Here is a 20572-nt window from a genome sequence, read left to right on the forward strand (position 1 = left end):
AGGGATGCGATGCGCGAGGAGTCGCGCGCTGGATCGCAGGCTAGGGCGGCGCCGTGCCGCGCCGGCGCGGGAAGCGCAGCGCCGAGCGGGGAGGCGAAGCGGCGCGCTTCGGGCGCGCAACCGCCGGGGTGCTTCGAAGGGCAGCAGCGCTGTGGCACGAGCCCCCTCTCCCCTCCCTCTCCCCGCTGGGGCGAGGGTGTAGGAACGAGCGAGCGCTGCCGGCAAGAACTCCCTCGCCCCCCGCGAGGGGGGAGAGGGCAGGGGAGAGGGGGTGCTTCGAAGGGCAGCAGCGCTGTGGCGAGAGCCCCCTCTCCCCTCCCTCTCCCCGCTGGGGCGAGGGTGTAGGAACGAGCGAGCGCTGCCGGCACGAACTCCCTCGCCCCCCGCGAGGGGGGAGAGGGCAGGGGAGAGGGGGTGCTTCGAAGGGCAGCAGCGCTGTGGCACGAGTCCCCTCTCCCCTCCCTCTCCCCGCTGGGGCGAGGGTGTAGGAACGAGCGGGCGCTGCCGGCAAGAACTCCCTCGCCCCCCCGCGAGGGGGGTTACTACGACGACGTCCGGCTCTTACCCCCTCGCCCGCTTGCGGGAGAGGGCGGGGGTGAGGGCCTTGCGAATCACCAGACGGTGTCGGGACCGTCCGGGCGTCGCGAGCGCGCCTCGCCGAGCCGCGCGTCGACCGCGGCCCGCGACGGCAGGCCCGCGCGGGCGCCGACCTCCGCGATCACGAAGCTGCTCACCGCGCACGCGAAGCGCAGGCACGCCGCCAGCGGCTGGCCCTCGAGCTGGGCCAGCACGAAGGCAGCATTGAACGCGTCGCCAGCACCGGTGGTGTCGCGCACCGGCACGTCCAAGGCTGCCTGGCGGACGGCGCCATCGCGGTCCGCCGCCATCGCGCCCCGCGCGCCCAGCGTGACGACGACGCAGGACGGCCCCAGCTCAAGCAGGCGTCGCAGCCCGTCGGCGGAAGGCGCTTCCCCGGTGCCGGCCCGGAAGCCGGCCTCGTTGAAGAACACCAGGTCGGCGCAGGGCAGGCGCTGCGACAGGGCCTGCGGGTCGCCGGCCGCCGTCGGTTCAAGATCAATCGCCACGCGCGTCCGGGTGCGCCGCGCCAACTGGCTGATGCGCGTCAGCTCCGCCTGGTCGCGGGGCATGGCGTAGAGCACGCGCGACTCCAGCAACGCATCGTGCAGGCGCTGCGCGGGGAAGGGCGGCGGCGCGGCGGCCATCGGCGCGACCACCAGGCCGCGGTCGCCGCCCGGCGGCAGCAGCGAGATGGCCAGGCCGGACGGCAGCCCCGGCGCGACCTGCAGGTGCTCGACGTCGACGCCGTCGTCGCGCAGCGAGCGCCGCAACTGCTCGCCGAACAGGTCGGCGCCGATGCGGCCGAACACCGCCGCGCGCCCGCCCAGCCGCGACAGCGCGCAGGCCGCGTTGGCCGTGGTGCCGCCCGCCGAATGGCCGGCCGCGCGCGCCATCACCTTGCCGCCGGCCTGGGGCCACTGCTCGACGTCCAGGTTCAGGTCCATGCAGGGATCGCCGAAGGCCAGCAGATCCCAGCGGCGGCGCTCAGTCATGGCGCCGCTCCCGCCAGTGGCGCCAGGCCAGCGCGCCCAGGCCGGACGCGAGGGCGTCCAGGTCGAAGTCCGCGCGGTTGGCGGCTTCGAACTCCGCGCGCAGCCCCTCCGGCACCCCGGCCAGTCCGCGCCACGCGCCGGCGATCGCGCCGGCCATGGTGGCGATGGAATCGGTGTCGTTGCCGATCGACGCGCCGATCGCGATGGTGCGCATCGGATCGCCCCGGGTGTAGGCCACGATGCCGACGGCGGCGGGGACGGACTCCGCCGCCAGCACGGAGTTGCCCACCAGCCCCTCCATCCGGGTCATGAAGCCGTGGTCGTCGCGCGCCTCGACGGCGATCTCGAGCGCCGCCTCCAGCCGCGCCAGGTAGCGCGGGCCGGCGACGCCGCGGGCGCGCTGGCGGGCGATCTCCTCGCCCCGGATCGCGCCGTCCACGGCGGCGGCCAGCACTTCTCCCAGCGCGTCGGGCGCGTCCGGCGTGACCAGCGCCCGCGACACCGCGGCGGCGATCGAGCAGGCCGCGGAGATCGCCACGCCGGTGTCGTGCGAGGGCATGCAGGTGACGAAGGCCTGCTCGCAGGCCGCGGCCAGGTCGCCGGGGTGGATCAGGCCCGCCGGCGCGACCCGCATCGCGGCGCCGTTGGTCGTGCCCATGCCGGTGAGCTTGCGGCGCGACTGCCCGATCACGCCCACGCTGGCCAGGTCCGTGCCGTCCTGCAGCGCCTTGACGATGCCGGCGGTGCTGGGGCCCATGAAGCCGGCCTTGGGGCTGGTGCGCACCCAGTCCAGCAGGCATGCGACCCAGCCAGGCTGGTCCAGCCGGCCATCGGCGGCCACCAGCGCGCGGGCCAGGTAGTACATCTGGCTGGCGTCGTCCGTCACCTCGGCGCGCAAGCCGCCATTCACGCCGGCGAAGGTGTCGGGCGTGGGCGTCTCGAAACGCGTGACCAGCCCGCCGAAGCTGGCGGCGATCTCGTCGATGCTCCATTGCTCGGTCGGCGCGCCGAGCGCGTCGCCCATGCCGGCCAGCGTCAGCGACGCCTGGATGCGCTCGCGCAGTTGCTCTTGGTTCATCCTGGAAAGGTCCTTCAAAGTCTGTGGGGAATCTCGGGGGCGCCGGGCCTGGGCCGCCGGGCGCGGCGCGCGCCGGCCACGGCCATGGCGATCAGGGTGACGGCCGGCGGCAGCATCTGCGGCAGCTGCGGCCGCCAGGCCAGCGCGCCGAGCTGCGTGGCCAGCACCGCGCTGGCGCCGAACAGCAGCGCCGCGGCGGTGGTGCCCGCCAGCGCGCGGGCGCCGAGGAACACGGCCGCCAGCGCCAGGAAGCCGCGGCCGGCGCTCATGTCGGCCTGGAACAGGGTCACGTAGCCCATGCTGAGGTAGACGCCGCCCAGGCCGGCCAGCGCGCCGCTGGCCAGCAGGGCCAGGTATTGCATGCGCTTGACCGGGATGCCGGCGGCCAGCGCGGCGGCCGGGTTCTCGCCGGCCGCCCGCAGCCAGCGGCCCCATGGGGTGCGGTACAGCAGCAGCCCCACCGCCGCCACCGCCAGCGGCGCCAGCAGCAGGGGCAGCGGATGGCCGCGGCCACCCTCGCCGTTGACCAGCAGATCCAGCGCCGGCCAGCCGGCCAGGCCGGGCAGCCGCAGCGCGGGCAGCGCCGGGCTGACGAGCGCGGCGGTGGAACCCTTGTCGCCCACCCAGCTGGCCATCAGGAACACGGTCAGCCCGGCGGCCAGCAGGTTCATCGCGATGCCCGCGACGATCAGGTCGGCGCCGAACTCGAGATGGAAGACCGCCAGCAGCAGCGCGAGCGCGAGCGCCGCCAGCAGCGCCGCGCCGCCGCCGACCAGCGCATGGCCCCAGACCGGCAGCGCCGGCCAGAGCTCGGCGGCCTGCACGGCGCCCATGACGCCGGAGAACGCGGCGATCAGCATCAGGCCCTCCAGCGCGACGTTGATGCAGCCGGCCAGCTCCGACACCAGCGCGCCGAGGGCCGCGAAAAGAATCGGCGTGGTGGCGCGCAGCAGCGCGACGGCGAGTCCGGCGGCGGCGAGCGTCCAGGCGTCGGTCATGAGGCGGCTCCGGGGGAGGGCTCGGCGCGTTCGATCGCGCGGGGGCCGCGCCGGGACCGCCGGCGCGCGAGGCCGTCGGCCAGCCTCGGCCACAGGCGCTCGGAGACGACGAACAGGATGATCAGCGCCTGGATCACCAGCACCATCTCGCGCGGCACGTCGGTGCTGCGCTCCATCGCCTGCCCGCCGGCGCGCAGGTAGGCGTAGAGCAGCGCGGCCATCGGGATGGCGCGCGGCTCGTTGCGCGCCAGCAGCGCCACCACCAGCCCTTCATAGCCGAGGCCGGCGGGCAGGTCCACCGGCAGCCGCCCGAGCAGCGCATGGCTGACATGCAGGCCGGCCAGTCCCGCGAACATCCCGCCCAGCGCCGTCGACAGCATCACCGTGCGCGCCACTGGCAGCCCCATCCGCCGCGCGAAGTCCGGCGCCTGCCCGACGGCCCGCAGCGCATAGCCGGCGCTGGTACGGTCCAGCATCGCCTGGGCGGCCCAGGCCAGCAGCGGCACCAGGAGCAGCATCGCGCTCACGTGGGTGCCGGGGATCAGCACGCCCAGCGACGCGGCCGGCGGCAGCAGCGGCGTGGCGATGAATCCGGCTTGCGGATCGCTCATCCACTCGCTGAGGATCAGCCGGAACAGCTGCACCGCGATCAGGTTGAGCATCAGCGAGGTGACGATCTCGCTGGCGCCGTGGCGCAGCTTCATCCATCCGGGCAGCAGGCCCCAGGCGCCGCCCACGGCCATCGCCGCCAGGAACGAGGCCGGCAGCACGATGACCGCCGGCAGCGCCGCCAGCGCCAGGCTGGTCGCGACGGCGGCCAGCGCGCCCAGGAACATCTGCCCGTCCGCGCCCAGCGTGAACTGCCGCGCCCGCAGCGGCAGTGCGATCGCCAGGCCCAGCAGCGCCAGCGTGATCGCGTCCTCGATCGCGGCGCCGAACAGGACCAGGCGCCGCGCTTCCCAGCCGTTCGGGCCGAGATGCAGCTCCGGCAGCGGGCCGGTCAGCAGCGCCAGCCAGGCGCGCAGCGGCTCGTCGCTGACCAGCGCGGTCAGGCCGAAGCCGGCCAGCAGCGCCGCGGCCAGGGACAGGGGCAGGGTGCCGATGCGGGCGCCGGCCCGTGCGAGCAGGGTCATGAGGCCGGTGCGGCGCGAGCTCCGGAGCGCGGGAGGGGCGGCGGGCGTCACGGCAGGAGATCCTCGTCGGGGGTGAAGGGGGCGGCCAGGCCGGCGCGGGCCTGTGGATCGCGGCGCACGCCGGTCATGTACAGGCCCAGGCGCCGCGCGTCGACCTGCGCGGCCGCGAAGTGCCCGGCCAGCCGGCCCTGCGACATCACGGCGATGCGATCGGACAGGGCCAGCAGTTCGTCCAGGTCGGCCGAGATCAGCAGCACGGCCGCGCCGCCGTCGCGCAGGGCCAGCAGCCGCTCGTGCAGCGCCTGGCAGGCGCCGATGTCGACGCCGCGCGTCGGCTGGCTCGCGATCAGCAGGCGCGGGGCGAGCGCGATCTCGCGCGCCAGCACCACCTTCTGCATGTTGCCGCCCGACAGCGAGCGGATGGGCGCCTCGGGCGAGGCGGCCACGACGCCGAAGTCCCGCAGCAACCGGGCGGTCTCGCGCGCCGCCCGCGCAAGGTCCAGCGCGCCGAACCAGCCGGGCAGGCCGCGCCGCGCCAGCGGCGGCGCGGCATGCCGGTTGGCGATGGCGTTCTCGGTGATGCTCATGTCCGGCGCGACCCCGTCGCGCAGCCGGTCTTCCGGCAGCGCCGCGACGCCCGCGGCCCGGGCCGCGCGGATGCCGGCGTCGCCCTGTCCGCTCAGCGGCACGCCGTCGACCGAGACCTGGCCGCGCGCGGCGCGCGTCAGTCCCGCGATCACGTCCGCGAGCAGGCCCTGGCCATTGCCCTCGACACCGGCCACGCCGAGGATCTCGCCGCCGGCGATCTCCAGCGTCAGGTCCTCCAGCGTCTGGCGGCCGCCGGGATCGCGGGCCGAGAGATCGCGCACGCTCAGCACCGGCGCGCGGGGCGAGGGCGCCGGCGAGGACCGCGGCCGCCGCGGCGCCGCGGCGTGGCCCATCACCAGCGCGGCGATCTCGGGCTCGCCGACGTCCCGGGTCGCGGCGCTGCCGGCCACCCGGCCGCCGCGCAGCACGGTGAAGCGGTCCGAGACCTCGCGGATCTCCGCGATCCGGTGCGTGATCAGGACCACCGCCAGGCCGCTGTCGGCGTAGCGCCGCAGCGCTTCCATCAGGGCCGCGGCCTGCTGGGGCGCCAGCACCGCCGTCGGCTCGTCGAGCATCAGGATGCGGGCGCCCTGGTGCAGGGCCTTGAGCAGGCCCACCGCCTGCTGTTCTCCGAGCGAGAGCCGGGACACCGGCGTGCGGGGATCCAGCGGCAGGCGGAAGCGGCGCGCGGTCTCGGCGACCTGCTCGGCCGCGGCGCGCGCATCGAGCAGCGGACCGCGGCGCGGCTCCTGGCCAAGCACCACGTTGTCGGCGACGCTGAAGGACGGCACCAGGGTCACGTGTTGCGGCACCAGGCCCATGCCGGCGGCGATCGCCTCGCGCGGCGTGCGCCAGCGCACCGGCCGGCCGTCCAGGCGGATCTCTCCGGCGCTGGGCTGCTCCAGCCCGTAGAGCATCTTCATGACGGTGGACTTGCCGGCGCCGTTCTCACCGACGATCGCATGCACCTGGCCCGGCGCGATGGACAGGCTCACCTGGTCCACCGCCAGCGTGCCGGTGGCATAGCGCTTGGAGACGCCGTGCAGCGACAGCAGGCCGGGCGGGGCGGCGCTCATCCCGGCATTCATCCCGGCATTCATTCCGGCGTTCCTCCGGGCGTCCCCCGCGAGAAGGCGCTGGGCACGCGGCGCTGCCCGGCGACGATCTCCGCGCGCACCTGCTCCAGCTCCTGCCACAGCGCCGGCGGCCACTGCGCCAGCAGGCCGGCCCGGGGCGCGAGGCTCACGCCGCGCTCGGCCAGGCCGAGCGACACGACGCCGCCCGGCGCCGCGGGCTGCCGCAAGGACGCGCGCAGCGCCTCCAGCACCGCGACGTCGACGTTCTTGACGACGGAAGTGACGATGCGCGCCGCCAGCGCCGGCTGGCGCGTCTGGTAGAGCGCGTACTGGTCCACGTCGACGCCGATGGCGTAGCGGCCGGTCTCCAGCGCTGCCTCGTTGACGCCCTGGCCGCTGGCGCCCGCCACATGGAACACGATGCCGGCGCCGCGCGCGAACAGCGTCTTGGCGATCTCCTTGCCCAGCGCGGGATCGGAGAAGGAGTTGGCGTACTGGGTCGCGACCGGCAGATCCGGCGCCGCGGCCTTGGCGCCGGCACGGAAGCCCACGATGAAATCGTCGACCACCGGAAACTGCATCCCGCCCATCACCCCCAGGCCGCCGCCGGGCGCGACACCGGGCAGGCCGGCCCGGTCCAGCCGCGCCGCCAGCCAGCCGGCCAGGTAGGCGCCCTCGTTCTGGCGGAACAGCAGCGAGCGCACGTTGCGGCAGGCGCAGCGGCCGGCGTCCACGGCGGCGTCATAGAGCACGAAGCGACGGTCCGGATAGGCCCGCGCCAACTGCTCGACGTAGGGCGCCATGGTGAAGGTGCCGGTGACGATGAGGTCGAACTCGCCGCTGTCGGCCAGCGCCGTCAAGGCCGGGAGCCAGCGCGTCGGATCGGTCCCGCCTTCGACGATCCGGACCGCGACGGGCAGTTGCCGCGCCGCCTCGCGCATGCCCCTGGCGGCGCCGTCGAAGAAGGATTTGTCGCCCAGCGTGCCGTTGATGAAGAGGACCGCGCGCAGCCCATGGCCGGCCTGGGCACGGGGCAGCAGCCGCTCGCCCGCCGCCTTGAGGGCGTAGAGCAGCGCCACGGCCGCGAGCAGCCAGAGGAGCTGGCCCAGGAGGAAGCGGAGGGAAGGGCGCATCGGCGGCGGTGCCGGGAAGGGGGGCGGAAGAGGGCGGCCGAAGGCGCTCAGGCCAGCCGGGTGGATTGCGTGATCCGCGCGCTGTACCGGTAGCTGGACACGTACTTCATGAGGCAGTACTCGATCGGCTCGCGCCGCTCGGACAGCGTGATGCGCTCGCAGACCAGCAGCGGCGCGCCTTCCGGCACGCCGAGCAGCCGCGCTTCCTCCGCGTCGGCGGTGGCGGCGAACAGGTTCTCCACGGCCTCCACCGGCGCGAAGCCCGCGCGCTCCATCAGCAGCTGGTACAGCGAGCGGGTGCGCTCCACCTCCTGCAGCTCCAGCTTCACGCCGGGCGGCAGCGGGAAGTAGGCGTCGTGCAGGCCGATGGGGACGCCGTTGGTCAGGCGCACGCGGCGCACGCGGGTCAGCGGGTGGCCCGACTCGAGCTGCAGCAGCTGGGCGATCGCCATCGTGGCGGGACTGAACTCGAGGTTGAGGATGCGCTGGCTGGGCACGCCGCCGCGCTGGCGCGTGTCCTCGGAGAAGCCATCGATGTAGCGCGACATGCGGCGCACCAGCGCCGGCGCCACGAAGGTGCCGCGGCCATGGTCGCTGTAGACCAGCCCGTGGTCCTCGAGCAGCCGCACCGCCTTGCGGACGGTGTCGCGGCTGACCTGGTGCTGTTCGGTGAGCTCGCGCTCGGAGGGCAGGGCCTCGTTGTCGGCGAGCCGGCCGTCATCGATCGCCGCGCGCAGCGCATCGGCGACCTGACGGTAGCGGGGAGGGGGCGCGGAGGCCTCGGTGGGGCGTTTGCTCATGTCCATCAATGCTCTCATGGTACGTACCAGACGGTCAAGAGGCGTCCTCGCCGGCCGCTTCGCATGGCTTGCTTACGCCGCCGTGACAGGTGTTGTGCCAGAAGGAAAACCCGGAGTTCTAACGAAAAGATGTCGTGGTGAGATTGACGTGGTACGTACCAGTGAATGATCATCCGGCCCGAACCACGCAGTACCTCCCCACCCCGTGTTCCGGTCATTCCGCTGAAAGCTCCTCCACCATGCGCTCCCTCGCAAGACAACCCTTCCCGCCGCTGCCGCTGGCGGCGCTGCCCCTGGCGACGCTGCTGCTGGCCGCCCACGTCCAGCCGGTCCTGGCCCAGGAGGCCACGGCCCGCCCCGCCAGCGAGGCCGCGCCGGCGTCGCAGCCGGCCTCGCAGTCGCTGGGCCAGGTGACGGTGATGGGCGAGTCCATCGGCATGCGCCAGTCGCGGGCCAACGTGAAGATCACCGCGGCCGACCTGGAGCACTATCCGACCGGCGTTTCGGCCGACAAGCTGCTGGAGCGCGTGTCCGGCATCCAGGTCGGCTCGTCCAATGCCTTCGGCGGCGACGGCTTCGAGAGCACGATCAGCATGCGTGGCTTCGGCAAGGACAGCATCGGCTTCTCGATCGACGGCATCCCCAACGGCCGCACGACGCTGGGCGGCGGCTCGGTGCCGACGCGCTTCTTCGACAGCAGCAACCTGGCCGCGATCGACGTGTCGCAGTCGGCCGGCATCGTCGGCGCGCCGTCCCACCAGGCGCTGGCCGGCCACATCGACTACCTGACCCAGGATCCGGGCCGCGCCTTCGGCCTGCGCGTCGAAGGCGCGGCGGGCAGCGCCGCGCTCGGCCGGCTCCATGCGCGCGTGGACAGTGGCGAGCTCGCGCCCGGCCTCAGCGCCTACCTGAGCGTGTCCCGGCAGCAGTGGCAGGTGTCCTACGTGGACGATCCCTCCGGCCATGACACCCGCGATCACGCCGACTTGAAGCTGGCGTGGCGGCTGGGTCAGGACACGACGCTGAAGCTGTACTCCAGCTTCAACGAGCGCAAGGAGACGAGCGCGAGCAACATCGTCACGCTCAAGCAGTTCCAGGCCGATCCGAAGCAGGACGGCTACACCGACCACTGGACCGGCGTGCCCGGCGTCGACCGCAACTATCGCGGCTTGAAGGGCAACCCGCGCGAGGACCGCTTGAGCTATCTGAGCCTGAGCACCGCGCTGGGCGCCCTGAAGGTGTCGGCCAAGGCCTATCACCATGGGCAGGACGGGACCGGCAAGGAGACGGGCCTGGGCAATGGCGGCTATCCGGGGCTCGATGGCTCGGCCAGCAGCCTGTACTTCCGCGGCAACGGCTACGACCTGTCGCGCAACGGCGCGCTGGCGGAGGTGGGCGCCCGGCACGGCGACCTGCTCGACTGGCGCGCGGGCGCCTGGTACGAAAGCTATGAGCGCGGCCAGGTGCGGCGCTGGCATCCGGTCGTCGACGAGGCCGCGGGGCCGGACTACGCGGCGGCGCCGGTCGCGATCAGCGAGGACAAGCACTGGAAGAACCGCAGCACCATGGTGTACCTGGCCAATCGCAGCAGCCTGCTCGATGGCCGGATCAAGCTGGACTACGGCCTGACCTACCTGGACAACCGCGTCGACTACCGGGCGCCGACGCAGGACTCGCGCACCGGCAGGCTGAACTTCGTCAACGAGGCGCGGGTGAACTCCGGCGTGCTGCCCAAGCTCGGCGCGCTGGTGCCGCTGGGCGCCAACACCGAGCTGTTCGCGGGCTACGCCAAGAACGCGGCCACGGTGACCGACGCGACGCTGGAGGGCGGCGCGGCCGCGACGATGGCCGCGGCCGCGCGGCCCAGCGGCATGGACAGCGCCAAGGCCTTCGACCTGGGCCTGCGCCACAAGGGCGACGGCTATGCGCTGAGCGTGCAGGGCTTCTCGATACGCTCCAAGGAGACGGTGGCCGCGGACATCGCCGGCACGCTCCAGTCGGAGAACGTGGACCAGGGCCGCCGCATCGATGGCATTGAGCTGAGCGCCAACGCCCGCGTCGGCGCGGCCTGGCGGCTGTATGGCGCCTTCACGTACCAGAAGGCGCGCTACGCGCTGGGCGATGTCGACGCGCAGGGCTATCCGGCCAAGGGCTTCATCCGCGACGGCGCGGACCTGGTCGGCATCGCGCCGCGCAACCTGTTCCTGGAAGCCACCTGGCGCCCGGGCGACGCCTGGCGGCTCGGGGCCAACCTGCGCCACGTCTCCAGCCAGGCCGGCTACTACGCCAATCCGCGCGTGGCGGGCAGCGGCGTCGACGAGCGCATGCCGGCGTACACGCTGCTCGGCGCGAGCGGGTCGTACCAGTGGGAACGCCTGACCCTCGGCCTGAACCTGGAGAACATCACCAACAGGCACTACCTCTCCGGCGTCGCGCCCGAGCTGATGACCAGCCCTTCCAGCATCGGGCGCTACTTCATCGGCGCGCCGCGCACGGTCGTGGTGTGGGCAAGGATGGAACTGTGACGCGCCCTGCGCTGGTCCGGTCCGGCGGCGCGGCGGTCCTGCTCACGGCCGCCGCCTGGGCCGCGGCGCTGCTGGGCGGCTGCGCGCCGCTGACGCGGTGGGCGGAGCCGCCGATGCGCCTGCGCCTGATCGGCGAGACCCTCATCCCGCGCGTCGATGCCGATCCGCTGCTGCGCCACCTTGGCGGCATCTCCGGCCTGGACTACGACCCCGCCCGGGACACCTGGTATCTGCTCAGCGACGACCGGTCCGACGAGGCGCCGGCGCGCTTCTACACGGCGACGCTGCGTTGGAACGCCGATGGGCTGGAGGACGTGCGCGTGACGGGGCTCACGACGCTGCTGCAGCGGGATGGCCAGCCCTATCCGAATGGCCGCGCGGCGGCGCATCCCGGCGAGCCGCGCCCCGAGATCCCCGATCCCGAGGCGATCCGCCTGGACCCGCGCACCGGCCGGCTGCTCTGGTCCAGCGAAGGCGACCGGCCGCGCGGCATCCAGCCCTTCATCCGCTGGTCGGAGCGGGACGGGCGCTTCGCCGGCGAGCTGCCACTGCCCGAGCGCCTGCGCGTGCATCCCGGCGAGCCTCGCGGCGCGCGCGACAACCTCAGCCTGGAAGGGCTGGGCCTGGCGGCGGACGGCTCCGTGTGGGCGAGCATGGAGGCGCCGTTGATCGAGGACGGCGAGCCGCCCACGCTGCAGGCGGGCGCGCTGACCCGCTTCACGCACCTGGACCGGCAAGGCCAGGTGCTGGGGCAGTACGCCTATCCGGTGGATGCGGTCCCGCGGGCGCCGACGGGTGGCAAGCGCCGCGCCGACAACGGCGTCAGCGAACTGCTGGTCACGCCGGCCGGCACGCTGCTCGTGCTGGAGAGGTCCGGCCGGGAGGTCGCCGAGCGCGTGTTCGAGTTCCACGTGCGGCTCTACGAGGCGCGCGCCGACGGCGCGACGGACATCGCGGCCGTGGCTTCGCTGCGCGACGCCGACGTCGTGCCGATGCGCAAGCGGCTGGTCCTGGATCTCCAGGCCACCGGCGCGCGCGGACCGATCGACAACCTCGAAGGCATGGCCTGGGGACCGGCGCGGCCGGATGGCCGGCGGACGCTGGTGATGATTTCCGACGACAACTTCTCGCCGCACCAGCGCACGCAGGTGCTGGCCTTCGAGGTGGATCAATGAACGACGAGGATCTGGAAGCGCTGCTCGAGGCCTGGCTGCAGGCGGCCGGCACGGGGGACCGCGCGGCGTTCGAGCAGCTGTACCGGTATTTCCATCCGCGGCTGACGCGCTTCATCCAGCGCTGCTGCTCGCGGCCGCACTTGGCGGAGGAGGCGGTCAACGATGCGCTGTGGGTGGTCTGGAAGAGCGCCGCCAATTTCCGTGGCGAGTCGCGCGTGACCACCTGGATCCATGGCATCGCGTACCGCTGCATGCTCAAGGCGCTGCGGGACCGCGAGAACGCGCAGGAGATCAATGCGTCGGCGGTGCCGGAGGCGGAGCTCCTCGCGGCGGAGCCGGCCTTCGACGAGGGCCCCGATCGCGAACTGCGGGACTGGGTGAACCGCGGGCTGGCCGAGCTGCCGCTGCCGCAGCGCACGACCCTGGAGCTGGCCTACTGCCAGGGCGAGTCCTGCGAGGAGATCGCCCGGATCATGGGCTGCCCCTCGGGCACGGTGAAGGCGCGCCTGATGCGCGCGCGCGAGAAGCTGAAGGACGTGCTGCCGGCGATCGCGCGGACGTCGGCCGGCACCCGCGCCGGCTGAGCGCGCTCGCTGGAACCGCGCGGCCGATGACGACGCCGCGTTCGTTTCGGGGCGCCAGCCTTCGCGTCCATCGCGCGAGCGTCATCTCGCCGTGCCTATCGTCATTCCCGGCCGAACCCCCTCACTCCACAACGCGGCCAGGGAGCACCCATGACGACCACCCTCGCGTCAACGACACCTCCGGCGAACGGGATGATCCCCGGCCACGCCGCCGCCGTTTCCACGCTCATCGGCGACTGGCGCCGCGAGGCCGCGCAGCGGCTGGGCGCCAGCCCCGAGGTCGCGCGGCATTTCGGCGAGACCGGCCTGATCGAACTCGACGGGCAGCCGCTGTCGCTGCATCCGCTGCGGGACGAGCCCTCGGGGCCCTGGCTGGCCGTCACGCGCGCCGCGCGTCCGGCGGCGGTCGGCGAGGAGGCGTGGTGCGATGCGCTGCTGCTCGCCACCGGGCAGGCGCTGGCCGGCACGCACGCGGCCTTCGGACTGAACGACGACGGCGAGGCCGTGCTGATCCTGCGCACCGCCGCCGGGCATGAGCATCCCGATCTGCTCGCCGTCGAACTGGCCGGGCTGCTGCAACTGCGGCAGGCGCTGCTCGAGGGCGTGTCGGCGCCGGCCGAAGCGGCCATGCTTGCCGCCCGGCCCGCGGACGCGGCGCCTGGCCGAGGCGCCGAGGTGGCCGATGTCGACGCGTCATTCCTGGAAGCCCCCGAGCGCGTGCTCGTGCGCGTGCACGGGGCGCTGCTGCAAGCAGGCCTGCCCGCGGGAGACGCGCTGGCCGGCGCGCGCAGCGGCTCGTTCACGCTGGAGGGCATGCCGATCGGCCTGGCCTGCGAGGACGGGACCGACACGCTGGTGCTGGTCTCCGACCTCGGCGCCGAGGCGCTGGACACGCTCGAGCGGCGGCGGCTCGCGCTGCAGGCCAACACGACGCTGATGGCCCTGGCCGGCGTCGCCGTGGCCCGCGAGCGCGGCCGCGCGCGCCTGATGTCGCGCTGCCCGGTCGATGGCCGCAGCGCCGTCGATTTCGCCGACGGCTTCGCCGTCTGGCTGCGCGACTTCGCGCGCCTGGCCCGGGCCACGGCGGCGTCCCGCGACACCGCGGCCGCGCATTGAAAGGGGGGAGTCGACATGCCCGGATCCATCACGCCTTCGACGTCCAACCGGATCGAATCGTTCCGCCTGCCCACCGATGCAGGCACGCCTGTCCCAGGCGCCGCGGGTCCCGCGGGCACTGCGGCTGAGATCACCCCTGCCGCGCTTGAGCGGCCGCACGATGTGCCGTCGTCGCGCGCCACCCCGCCGTCGGCCTCGGGCGGCGAGGAACCGCGCGAGCGCCGGCCGTTGCCGGAGCTCATCGGCGCGAGTCCGAACCGCTCGCTGCTGGGGGACTCGCACAGCCTGTCGGACTCGCGCGAGTGGTCGTCGCGGCGCCTGGACAACCTGGCGCGGGCGCGCGGCCTGAGCGGGCCGCTCTCGGCCACCCCTTCGGACCTGGGCCGGCAACTGCGGGCCGAACCGACCTTCAACCTGTCCCGTCCCGTGGCGGCGGAGCGCAGCTGGCGCTCCGTCGCGAGCGCGATGTCCGGCGAACTCACCCGGCTGGCCGGCGTGGCGGGCCGCGAGGCGTTGCGCACGCTGGGCGCCGTCGTTCCGCCGATGCCCGAGGCGCGCCTGGCCAGCGTGGTGGCGGGGCATGCCGTGCATCAGACGGTCGCGGTGGCGCTGCCGACCTTCGCGCGGGAGATGCTCGCCAACGCGGTGATGCACGCGCTGCGGGCCGCGCCCCCGCCCGCCGTGATGGGCCTGCAGGCCGCGGTGGGCGCCGTCAACCTGACCTTGCAGGTGGTGCGGGAGCTGCGCGAGCGGCGCAATCCGGACGAGGCGGCGCGCGCCTACCACTCGCTCACTCCCGAGCAGTGGCAGGCGAAGACGCCCGGCGAGCAGCAGGCGATGCGGGATCACACGGCCAAGATCTCGCGGCTGTTCACGGTGCTGCAGGCGTCGTCCTCCTTCACCAACCTGATGCTGATGCATCACGGGTTCCAGCAGGGGGACCGGGCGGCCGCGCTCCAACCGCTGGCCAACGAACTGAAGGTCGGCGTCTACGCCGCGATGCGGGATGGCCTGCAGGCCAGCTTCAGCATGGTCAAGGTGAACAAGCCGCCGGCGCCCGCGGACGGCGGCCCGCAGCCGGAGCTGGCGGCCGGCATGTCCGGTGCCGCGCAGGCCGCCGCCGTGGCCACCTACGCCGGCGTGAACGTGGTGAACGGCTTCCTGGGCGATGCGCTGAAGGACGCATGGGTGCCTCATCGAGGCGCGGCGGCCGCGGTGCTGCTTGGGCAGTCCACGGCCATGGGTGCGGGCGATGCCTGGCGCGTCGCGGCCGGGGCTGCCGCGATCAGCACGCTGACCAACACGCTGGGCGAGACGACGGACTGGTTCCAGCGCCTGCAGCTCTTCGCCAACCAGACGCCCGGCGCGACGCAGGAGTGGGCGCCGGTGCGCACCGGCACGGACCGCGGCCGCGTGCTGGACCAGGCGCAGGCGCGGACCTCGCTCGCCAACACGCTCTTCTCGGCGCTGACCGCGGCGGGGCAGGGCATGGCGCACAGCCAGCTGCCGCCCGCCGTGCAGCAGCTCATCGGCAACGTCGGGGCAGCGGCCCTGGGCGCGATGCTCGATTCGCCGATCACCGGCCTGTGGCAGGCGCAGGAGGCGGTGCGGGCCAAGCCCGTGCCGGACGCGCCTGTCGATCTGGAGCTGGCGCTGCGTCCGGACTCGCCGCGTCTGCCGTCGAGCTCGGCCTCGTCGGTGGCGGACATCCCCGTGCCGCAGCGGCGCACGCCACGCGTCAACGTCGACGAACTCGATTGAAGGAGCCATGACCGGTCCGATCCGTTCCCCCTCGGGAGGCGCGCCATCGCGCGCCACCGTACTGCCCGCAGGCCGGCCTCCCGCGCAGGCCTCCTCCGGCCAGGTCGGTCCCGCGGCGGGACCTCCCGAACTCGACCGGGCGCCGCCTCGGCTGGCCAGCGCATCCGGAGCCGGTGAGGCCGACAGCGCGTCAGCGGCCACGCAGCGGCGCGCCTCATTGCCGGTGTCGAGGCCGACGGAGGCCGCGGCGATGGCGGGCTCCTCCGCGGGGGCGCCGTTGGCAGTGGCGTCGCCGTCGGTCCAGCTGAGGTCGCTCGCGGACGAGCTCTCCCGGTTGGAGACGGAGCGGGCGGCGTTGCAGGCGCGCCTTGCCGAGCTGCAGGAGCGGCGTCACGACGCGCGCGCTTCCGGCGCGGGCGAGCGGAGCGACGAAGTCGGCCGTCTTCAGTCGCGCGCCGATCACGCGCGCGGCCAGCTGGCCTCGCTGCAGGCCCGGCATGACAAGGAGACTGGCGAGCTGGCTGATGCCGAGCGCAAGCTGGCGTCCGCGCGGCGGCAGCTCGAGGGCTTGACGCTGGCGGCGGAGCCGCGGCCGGCGCAACCGGCTCGATCCGGGCGCGCGCGGACGGGCCGGCGTGGCGGCGCCAAACCGGCGCGACCGACGCCCGCGGCCGCGAAACCGGATCCCCGAAGTCCCGCGGAGGTCGAGGCCCAGGCGCGCATCAAGCGGCTGGAGGGGGAACGCGACAGCCTCAAGACGCAGATGGAGGCGGCCAGTCGCCGCGTCGCGGAGGCGCGCGCGACCTTGAAGCGCGACACCGACTTCGCGGAGCTCGTGCTGGATCCCCGCTTCAACGAGCCACGGATCGACGAGGCCGCCGCCACCCACCTCAACCCGTTCCTGGCGCACTACGAGCTTCCCGCCATCGATCAGGTGCCACCGGGCGAGGACACGAGGCATGCCCGCTACCTGGCCGCGTTCACCAACGTCGACGCGGGCGCGCGGCGCCTGGACGAGTCGCTGTTGCAGAACCCGGCGCACAGCTTCTCGGCGTTCTCCGCCCTGTACAGCACTTTGTGGCCCGATCGCGTCAACGGGAGCCTGCTGAGGAACCTGCTTGGCGGCGACATGAGCGCCGTGATGGCGGCCGTGCGCACGGGGGGCGAAGGCCTGGGGAATGCGGTGAGCCGGCATGTGCTGGCGCAGTTCACGGAGGAGATGAGGTACTGCGCGCTGGCGGCGGCCAACACGGGCCTGCCCGATGGCACGACGGCGCGCCGCGTGAGATTGAGCAGCGGCAGCCGGGTGACGCAGACGGCGCTGGCCGAAGGCCGCGCTCGGGCCCGCGAGCTGATGCCGCTGCAGGAACTGCCGGCGCATCGCGGCCGCATCGTCGTGGGCGCGATCCAGCAGGCGACCTCGATGATGGAGACCATCGCCGAGGAGTACCGCGAGGCGTGTGGCGACGTCCAGCGGTCCCAGTCCGCGCTGGACGGCGCGTTGAAGGACCGGAGCGCCCTCGTCGAGCGCGGTGACCAGCTGAAGAACGAACTCGGCGCCGCGCTGGCGGCGCTCAGCGGCCTTCGCGACGAGCGCCGGCAGCGGGATGCCGCGCAGTCGGCGCAGTCGGCGCAGTCGGCGCAATCGGCGCCATCAGCGCCATCGGCGCAGCCGGTCTCGCGCGATGCCGGGCCGGACGCGGCCATTCCGCAGCTCCCGGTGGTGGCCGGGTCCTCGTCGCCAGATGTCGAAGCTCGCAGAATGCGGCTGCGCGGCGACGTGGACCGGCACACCGCCCATGCGGATGAGGCGCGCGGCCGGGTCGACCGGACCGCGCGCGACATCGGCGAAGCGCAGGCCGACCTGCGCCGCTCCGCGCAAGCGCACGAGGCGGCCGCCGCGGCGCTGGCGCGAGAGACCGCGAATGCCAGCCGCGAGCACGACGAAGTCCGTGCCGCCCAGGCCGGGCTGCGCGAGCGGCTCGCGGTGACCGAGGCCCGGATCGGCGAGGTCCGCGAGACCTTGCATCAGGCGCCGCCGCGCCGCGCCGCGATCAGCGATCTGGCCTGGGAGCGCGCCATCGACCGGCACGTCGGCATCAGCGATGAGGCCATGCGGGAGCGCGCGCCCGAGACCGGCCATGTGGGGAGCTATGACTCGTTGTCGACGCTGTCCCAGGTGGTCGCCGATCTGCATGCCCATGTGTCCTGGCATGCCGACCTGCGGCCGGTGCTGGCGGCGCGCAACCGCCGCGAGTTCGACAGCGCCGTGGCCCGCGTGCCGGGCGGCGTGACCGACCTGGTGTTCGATCACGGCCGCCAGGTGGGACGCGGCTTCAGCAACGCGCTGGACCGCACCGAGCGGGCAACGCCGCTGCAGCACAGCAGCTACTCGCTGGATTTCGTGCAGGGCAGGGTGGTGGTGTCGCACCTGCATCCGCATGTGCCGCGCCGCACCTTGCAGGCGGCGGAGCTGTGAAATGAAGAGAGGGCCCCGTTGGGGCCCTCGGCGCGTCTGCATGGTGTGGCAAGACAGGGCTGCCCGCACTTGCCTCGCGCAAGAACTCCCTCGCCCCCCGCGAGGGGGGAGAGGGCAGGGGAGAGGGGGTGTTTCGAAGGGCAGCAGCGCTGTGGCACGAGCCCCCTCTCCCCTCCCTCTCCCCGCTGGGGCGAGGGTGTAGGAACGAGCGAGCGCTGCCGGCACGAACTCCCTCGCCCCCCGCGAGGGGGGAGAGGGCAGGGGAGAGGGGGTGCTTCGAAGGGCAGCAGCGCTGTGGCACGAGCCCCCTCTCCCCTCCCTCTCCCCGCTGGGGCGAGGGTGTAAGAAGGAGCGAGCGCTGCCGGCAAGAACTCCCTCGCCCCCCGCGAGGGGGTAAGAAGGACCGAGTGCCGCCAGCGCCCGCCACAGTACCCGAGCCTTCTTGCCACCTCGCCCCGCGAGCGGGGAGAGGGCACCGGAGGGTGCATCACTGCGCGATCGGGTCGGCGGCCAGCAGCTCGATGTAGCGCCGCGGGCCGGTGTCCAGGCTTCCCGCCAGTTCCGCGTCGCCGCCGGAGCGGGCCTCGGACGTCAGCCGTTCGGCGGGAATGCCGCGGCTGGCGAGTATCGCCTCGGTGCCGCGGGCCCAGCCCAGCGCCTGGTTGCGCGCCTTCGCCGCCGCGGGCGAACTCCCCGGCGCACTGCCGCGGATGCCCGCCTCGACGCGCACCCGCACCGCCGGCGCGCGCGCCAGCACCTCGCCGGCGCGCTCCACGAAGCGCCGGAAGCGCGGCTGCAGCGCATCGCGGCGGTCCAGCGCGTCCGCCGCGTCGATGCGTACGCGCACCTGGTTGGCGGCCGTGCGCATCACCTCCACCTGGCCGTTGTCCAGCGCCAGCTGCTGCAGCTCCCGCGCCACCGCCGCCATGTCCGGCGACCAGACGTGTCCCTCCTTGACGTCCAGCGGCGGGGCCGGCGGCGGCACCGGGATAGGTGCCGGCGCCGCGGCGGGCGGCTCCGGAGGCGGGCGCCGCGACGCGCAGCCGCTCAGGCCGGCACCCAGCGTGAGCAGCGCCAGCAGCGCCAGCCGTTCAATCACGCGCGCGGCGCACCGGCCGCGGCCCGGGACGCGAAGGGAGCGATGGTGTGCATTCATCAAGCAACTCCGGATCGTTGAAACAGCCCGGCCTCAGGGCCGGCGGGGATCGGGACGGGCGCAGCCGCTCATCCCGCCACGACCTGGCCCAGCGACCCCAGCGTGCGGTCGAAGTCCCAGAGGTCGTCGGTCGACTGGCACAGGAACTCGCGCACCGGCTGCAGCTTGCGCATGGCCTCGTCGGCGAGCGCGTCGTTGCCGGGCTTGTACTCGCCCATCTGCACCAGCGGCTCGATCTCGTCGTACTTGGCCATCAGCGCCCGCAGGTGGCCGGCGGCCGCCTGATGCGGCTTGGGCACGATCTGCGACATCACCCGCGACAGGCTGCCCAGCACGTCGATCGCGGGGTACTGGTTCCGCGCCGCGATCTTGCGCGACAGGATCATGTGGCCGTCCAGGATGCCTCGCACTTCCTCCGAGATCGGGTCGTTGCCGCTCTCGTCCTCGTACAGCACGGTGTAGAGCGCGGTGATCGATCCGCGCGCGCCCATGCCGGCGCGCTCGAGCAGCCGCGGGATCTCGGCGAACACCGACGGCGGGAAGCCGCGCCGCGCCGGCGGCTCGCCCGCCGCCAGGCCGATCTCGCGCTGCGCCCGCGCGAAACGGGTCAGCGAGTCCATCATCAGCAGCACCTTCAGGCCCTGGTCGCGGTAGTACTCGGCCACTGCGGTGGCGACGTGCGCCGCCTTCGCGCGCTCGCTCGACGAGCGGTCCGAGGTCGCGCACACCACGACCGAGCGCGCCATGCCGGCCTCGCCCATGATCAGTTCGATGAACTCGCGCACCTCGCGGCCGCGCTCGCCGATCAGCGCGATGACGCTGACGTCGCATTGCGTGCCGCGCGCCAGCATGCCCATCAGCGTGGACTTGCCGACACCGGCGGGCGCGAAGATGCCCATCCGCTGACCTTCGCCCAGTGTGATCAGCCCGTCGATCACCTTGACCCCGGTGGGCAGCGGGCGCTCGATCATCTCGCGCTCCATCGGTGTCGGCGGCAGCGCGAACACCGGGCGGGTCTCGGTCGTGCGCACCGGGCCCTTGCCGTCGATCGGCCGGCCCAGGCTGTCGATCACGCGGCCCAGCAGCGCCTCGCCGACCGGCACCGACAAGACCTGGCCCAGGCCCACCACGCGCGTGCCGCCGCGCACGCCCAGGATCGATCCGAACGGCGACAGGATGCTGCGCCCGCCGGCGAAGCCCACCACCTCGGCCGTCTGCAGCACGCCCCCGTCGTCGTCGAGCACCTCGCACAGTTCACCCAGCCGGGCGTCCAGGCCGCTCACGCGCATCAGCGTGCCGATCACCTCCGTGACCTTGCCGGTGCGGCCCACCATCGTGGCCGAGGCCAGTTCGGCCTCCATCAGCTCGGTGAATCCCTGCAATGCCTTCATCCGGCGCT

Annotated in this window: 15 protein-coding genes; 6 read left to right on the forward strand and 9 right to left on the reverse strand. The window is 73.8% G+C overall.

Annotated features, from left to right (window positions below):
• Positions 1-611 precede the first annotated feature (611 nt).
• The 7 genes from ACEN96_RS13955 to ACEN96_RS13985 are packed head-to-tail and all read right to left on the reverse strand — an operon-like array spanning position 612 to position 8377.
• Positions 612-1571 (reverse strand): carbohydrate kinase family protein, encoded by a 960-nt coding sequence (locus ACEN96_RS13955; protein WP_495583694.1) that lies wholly within the window; start codon positions 1569-1571, stop codon positions 612-614.
• Positions 1564-2649, reverse strand: coding sequence for an ADP-ribosylglycohydrolase family protein (locus tag ACEN96_RS13960; protein ID WP_495583695.1), 1086 nt, complete (start codon positions 2647-2649; stop codon positions 1564-1566). The genes ACEN96_RS13955 and ACEN96_RS13960 overlap by 8 nt, the downstream gene beginning before the upstream one ends.
• A 14-nt stretch (positions 2650-2663) precedes the next feature.
• Positions 2664-3647, reverse strand: a complete 984-nt coding sequence (locus tag ACEN96_RS13965; protein WP_495583696.1) for an ABC transporter permease — start codon at positions 3645-3647, stop codon at positions 2664-2666.
• Positions 3644-4780: an ABC transporter permease gene (locus ACEN96_RS13970; RefSeq protein ID WP_495583697.1), complete on the reverse strand. Its 1137-nt coding sequence runs from the start codon at positions 4778-4780 to the stop codon at positions 3644-3646. The genes ACEN96_RS13965 and ACEN96_RS13970 overlap by 4 nt, the downstream gene beginning before the upstream one ends.
• A gap of 47 nt (positions 4781-4827) precedes the next feature.
• Positions 4828-6444, reverse strand: coding sequence for an ABC transporter ATP-binding protein (locus ACEN96_RS13975; protein WP_495583698.1), 1617 nt, complete (start codon positions 6442-6444; stop codon positions 4828-4830).
• 20 nt (positions 6445-6464) lie between these two features.
• Positions 6465-7577 carry a BMP family lipoprotein gene (locus ACEN96_RS13980; protein ID WP_495583699.1) on the reverse strand — a complete coding sequence of 371 codons (1113 nt, stop codon included), beginning with the start codon at positions 7575-7577 and terminating at the stop codon, positions 6465-6467.
• A gap of 47 nt (positions 7578-7624) precedes the next feature.
• A complete protein-coding gene (locus ACEN96_RS13985; protein WP_495583700.1) occupies positions 7625-8377 on the reverse strand; it encodes a GntR family transcriptional regulator in 753 nt (250 codons plus the stop codon).
• A gap of 239 nt (positions 8378-8616) precedes the next feature.
• Between ACEN96_RS13985 and ACEN96_RS13990 the strand changes: the two genes are divergently transcribed.
• The 6 genes from ACEN96_RS13990 (at position 8617) to ACEN96_RS14015 (ending at position 18017) form a co-directional block, all read left to right on the forward strand.
• The gene (locus ACEN96_RS13990) at positions 8617-10902 is read left to right on the forward strand and encodes a TonB-dependent receptor (RefSeq protein ID WP_495583701.1); all 2286 of its coding nucleotides are present in this window, start codon (positions 8617-8619) and stop codon (positions 10900-10902) included.
• Positions 10899-12077: an esterase-like activity of phytase family protein gene (locus ACEN96_RS13995; RefSeq protein WP_495583702.1), complete on the forward strand. Its 1179-nt coding sequence runs from the start codon at positions 10899-10901 to the stop codon at positions 12075-12077. The genes ACEN96_RS13990 and ACEN96_RS13995 overlap by 4 nt, the downstream gene beginning before the upstream one ends.
• Positions 12074-12661 (forward strand): RNA polymerase sigma factor, encoded by a 588-nt coding sequence (locus tag ACEN96_RS14000; protein ID WP_495583703.1) that lies wholly within the window; start codon positions 12074-12076, stop codon positions 12659-12661. The genes ACEN96_RS13995 and ACEN96_RS14000 overlap by 4 nt, the downstream gene beginning before the upstream one ends.
• A gap of 150 nt (positions 12662-12811) precedes the next feature.
• Entirely contained in the window at positions 12812-13777 is a 966-nt protein-coding gene (locus ACEN96_RS14005) for a hypothetical protein (RefSeq protein WP_495583704.1), read from the forward strand.
• 15 nt (positions 13778-13792) lie between these two features.
• On the forward strand, positions 13793-15538 hold the full coding sequence (locus ACEN96_RS14010; protein ID WP_495583705.1) for a hypothetical protein: 1746 nt from the start codon (positions 13793-13795) through the stop codon (positions 15536-15538).
• 250 nt (positions 15539-15788) lie between these two features.
• Positions 15789-18017: a hypothetical protein gene (locus ACEN96_RS14015; protein WP_495583706.1), complete on the forward strand. Its 2229-nt coding sequence runs from the start codon at positions 15789-15791 to the stop codon at positions 18015-18017.
• Between the two features lie 487 nt (positions 18018-18504).
• On the opposite strand, the gene ACEN96_RS14020 is transcribed toward ACEN96_RS14015, so the two are convergent.
• Positions 18505-19173: a hypothetical protein gene (locus ACEN96_RS14020; protein ID WP_495583707.1), complete on the reverse strand. Its 669-nt coding sequence runs from the start codon at positions 19171-19173 to the stop codon at positions 18505-18507.
• A gap of 68 nt (positions 19174-19241) precedes the next feature.
• Positions 19242-20564 (reverse strand): type III secretion system ATPase SctN, encoded by a 1323-nt coding sequence (gene sctN / locus ACEN96_RS14025; RefSeq protein ID WP_495583708.1) that lies wholly within the window; start codon positions 20562-20564, stop codon positions 19242-19244.
• Between the last annotated feature and the right edge of the window lie 8 nt (positions 20565-20572).

The sequence above is a fragment of the Roseateles sp. Mitsp63 genome (assembly GCF_059491535.1).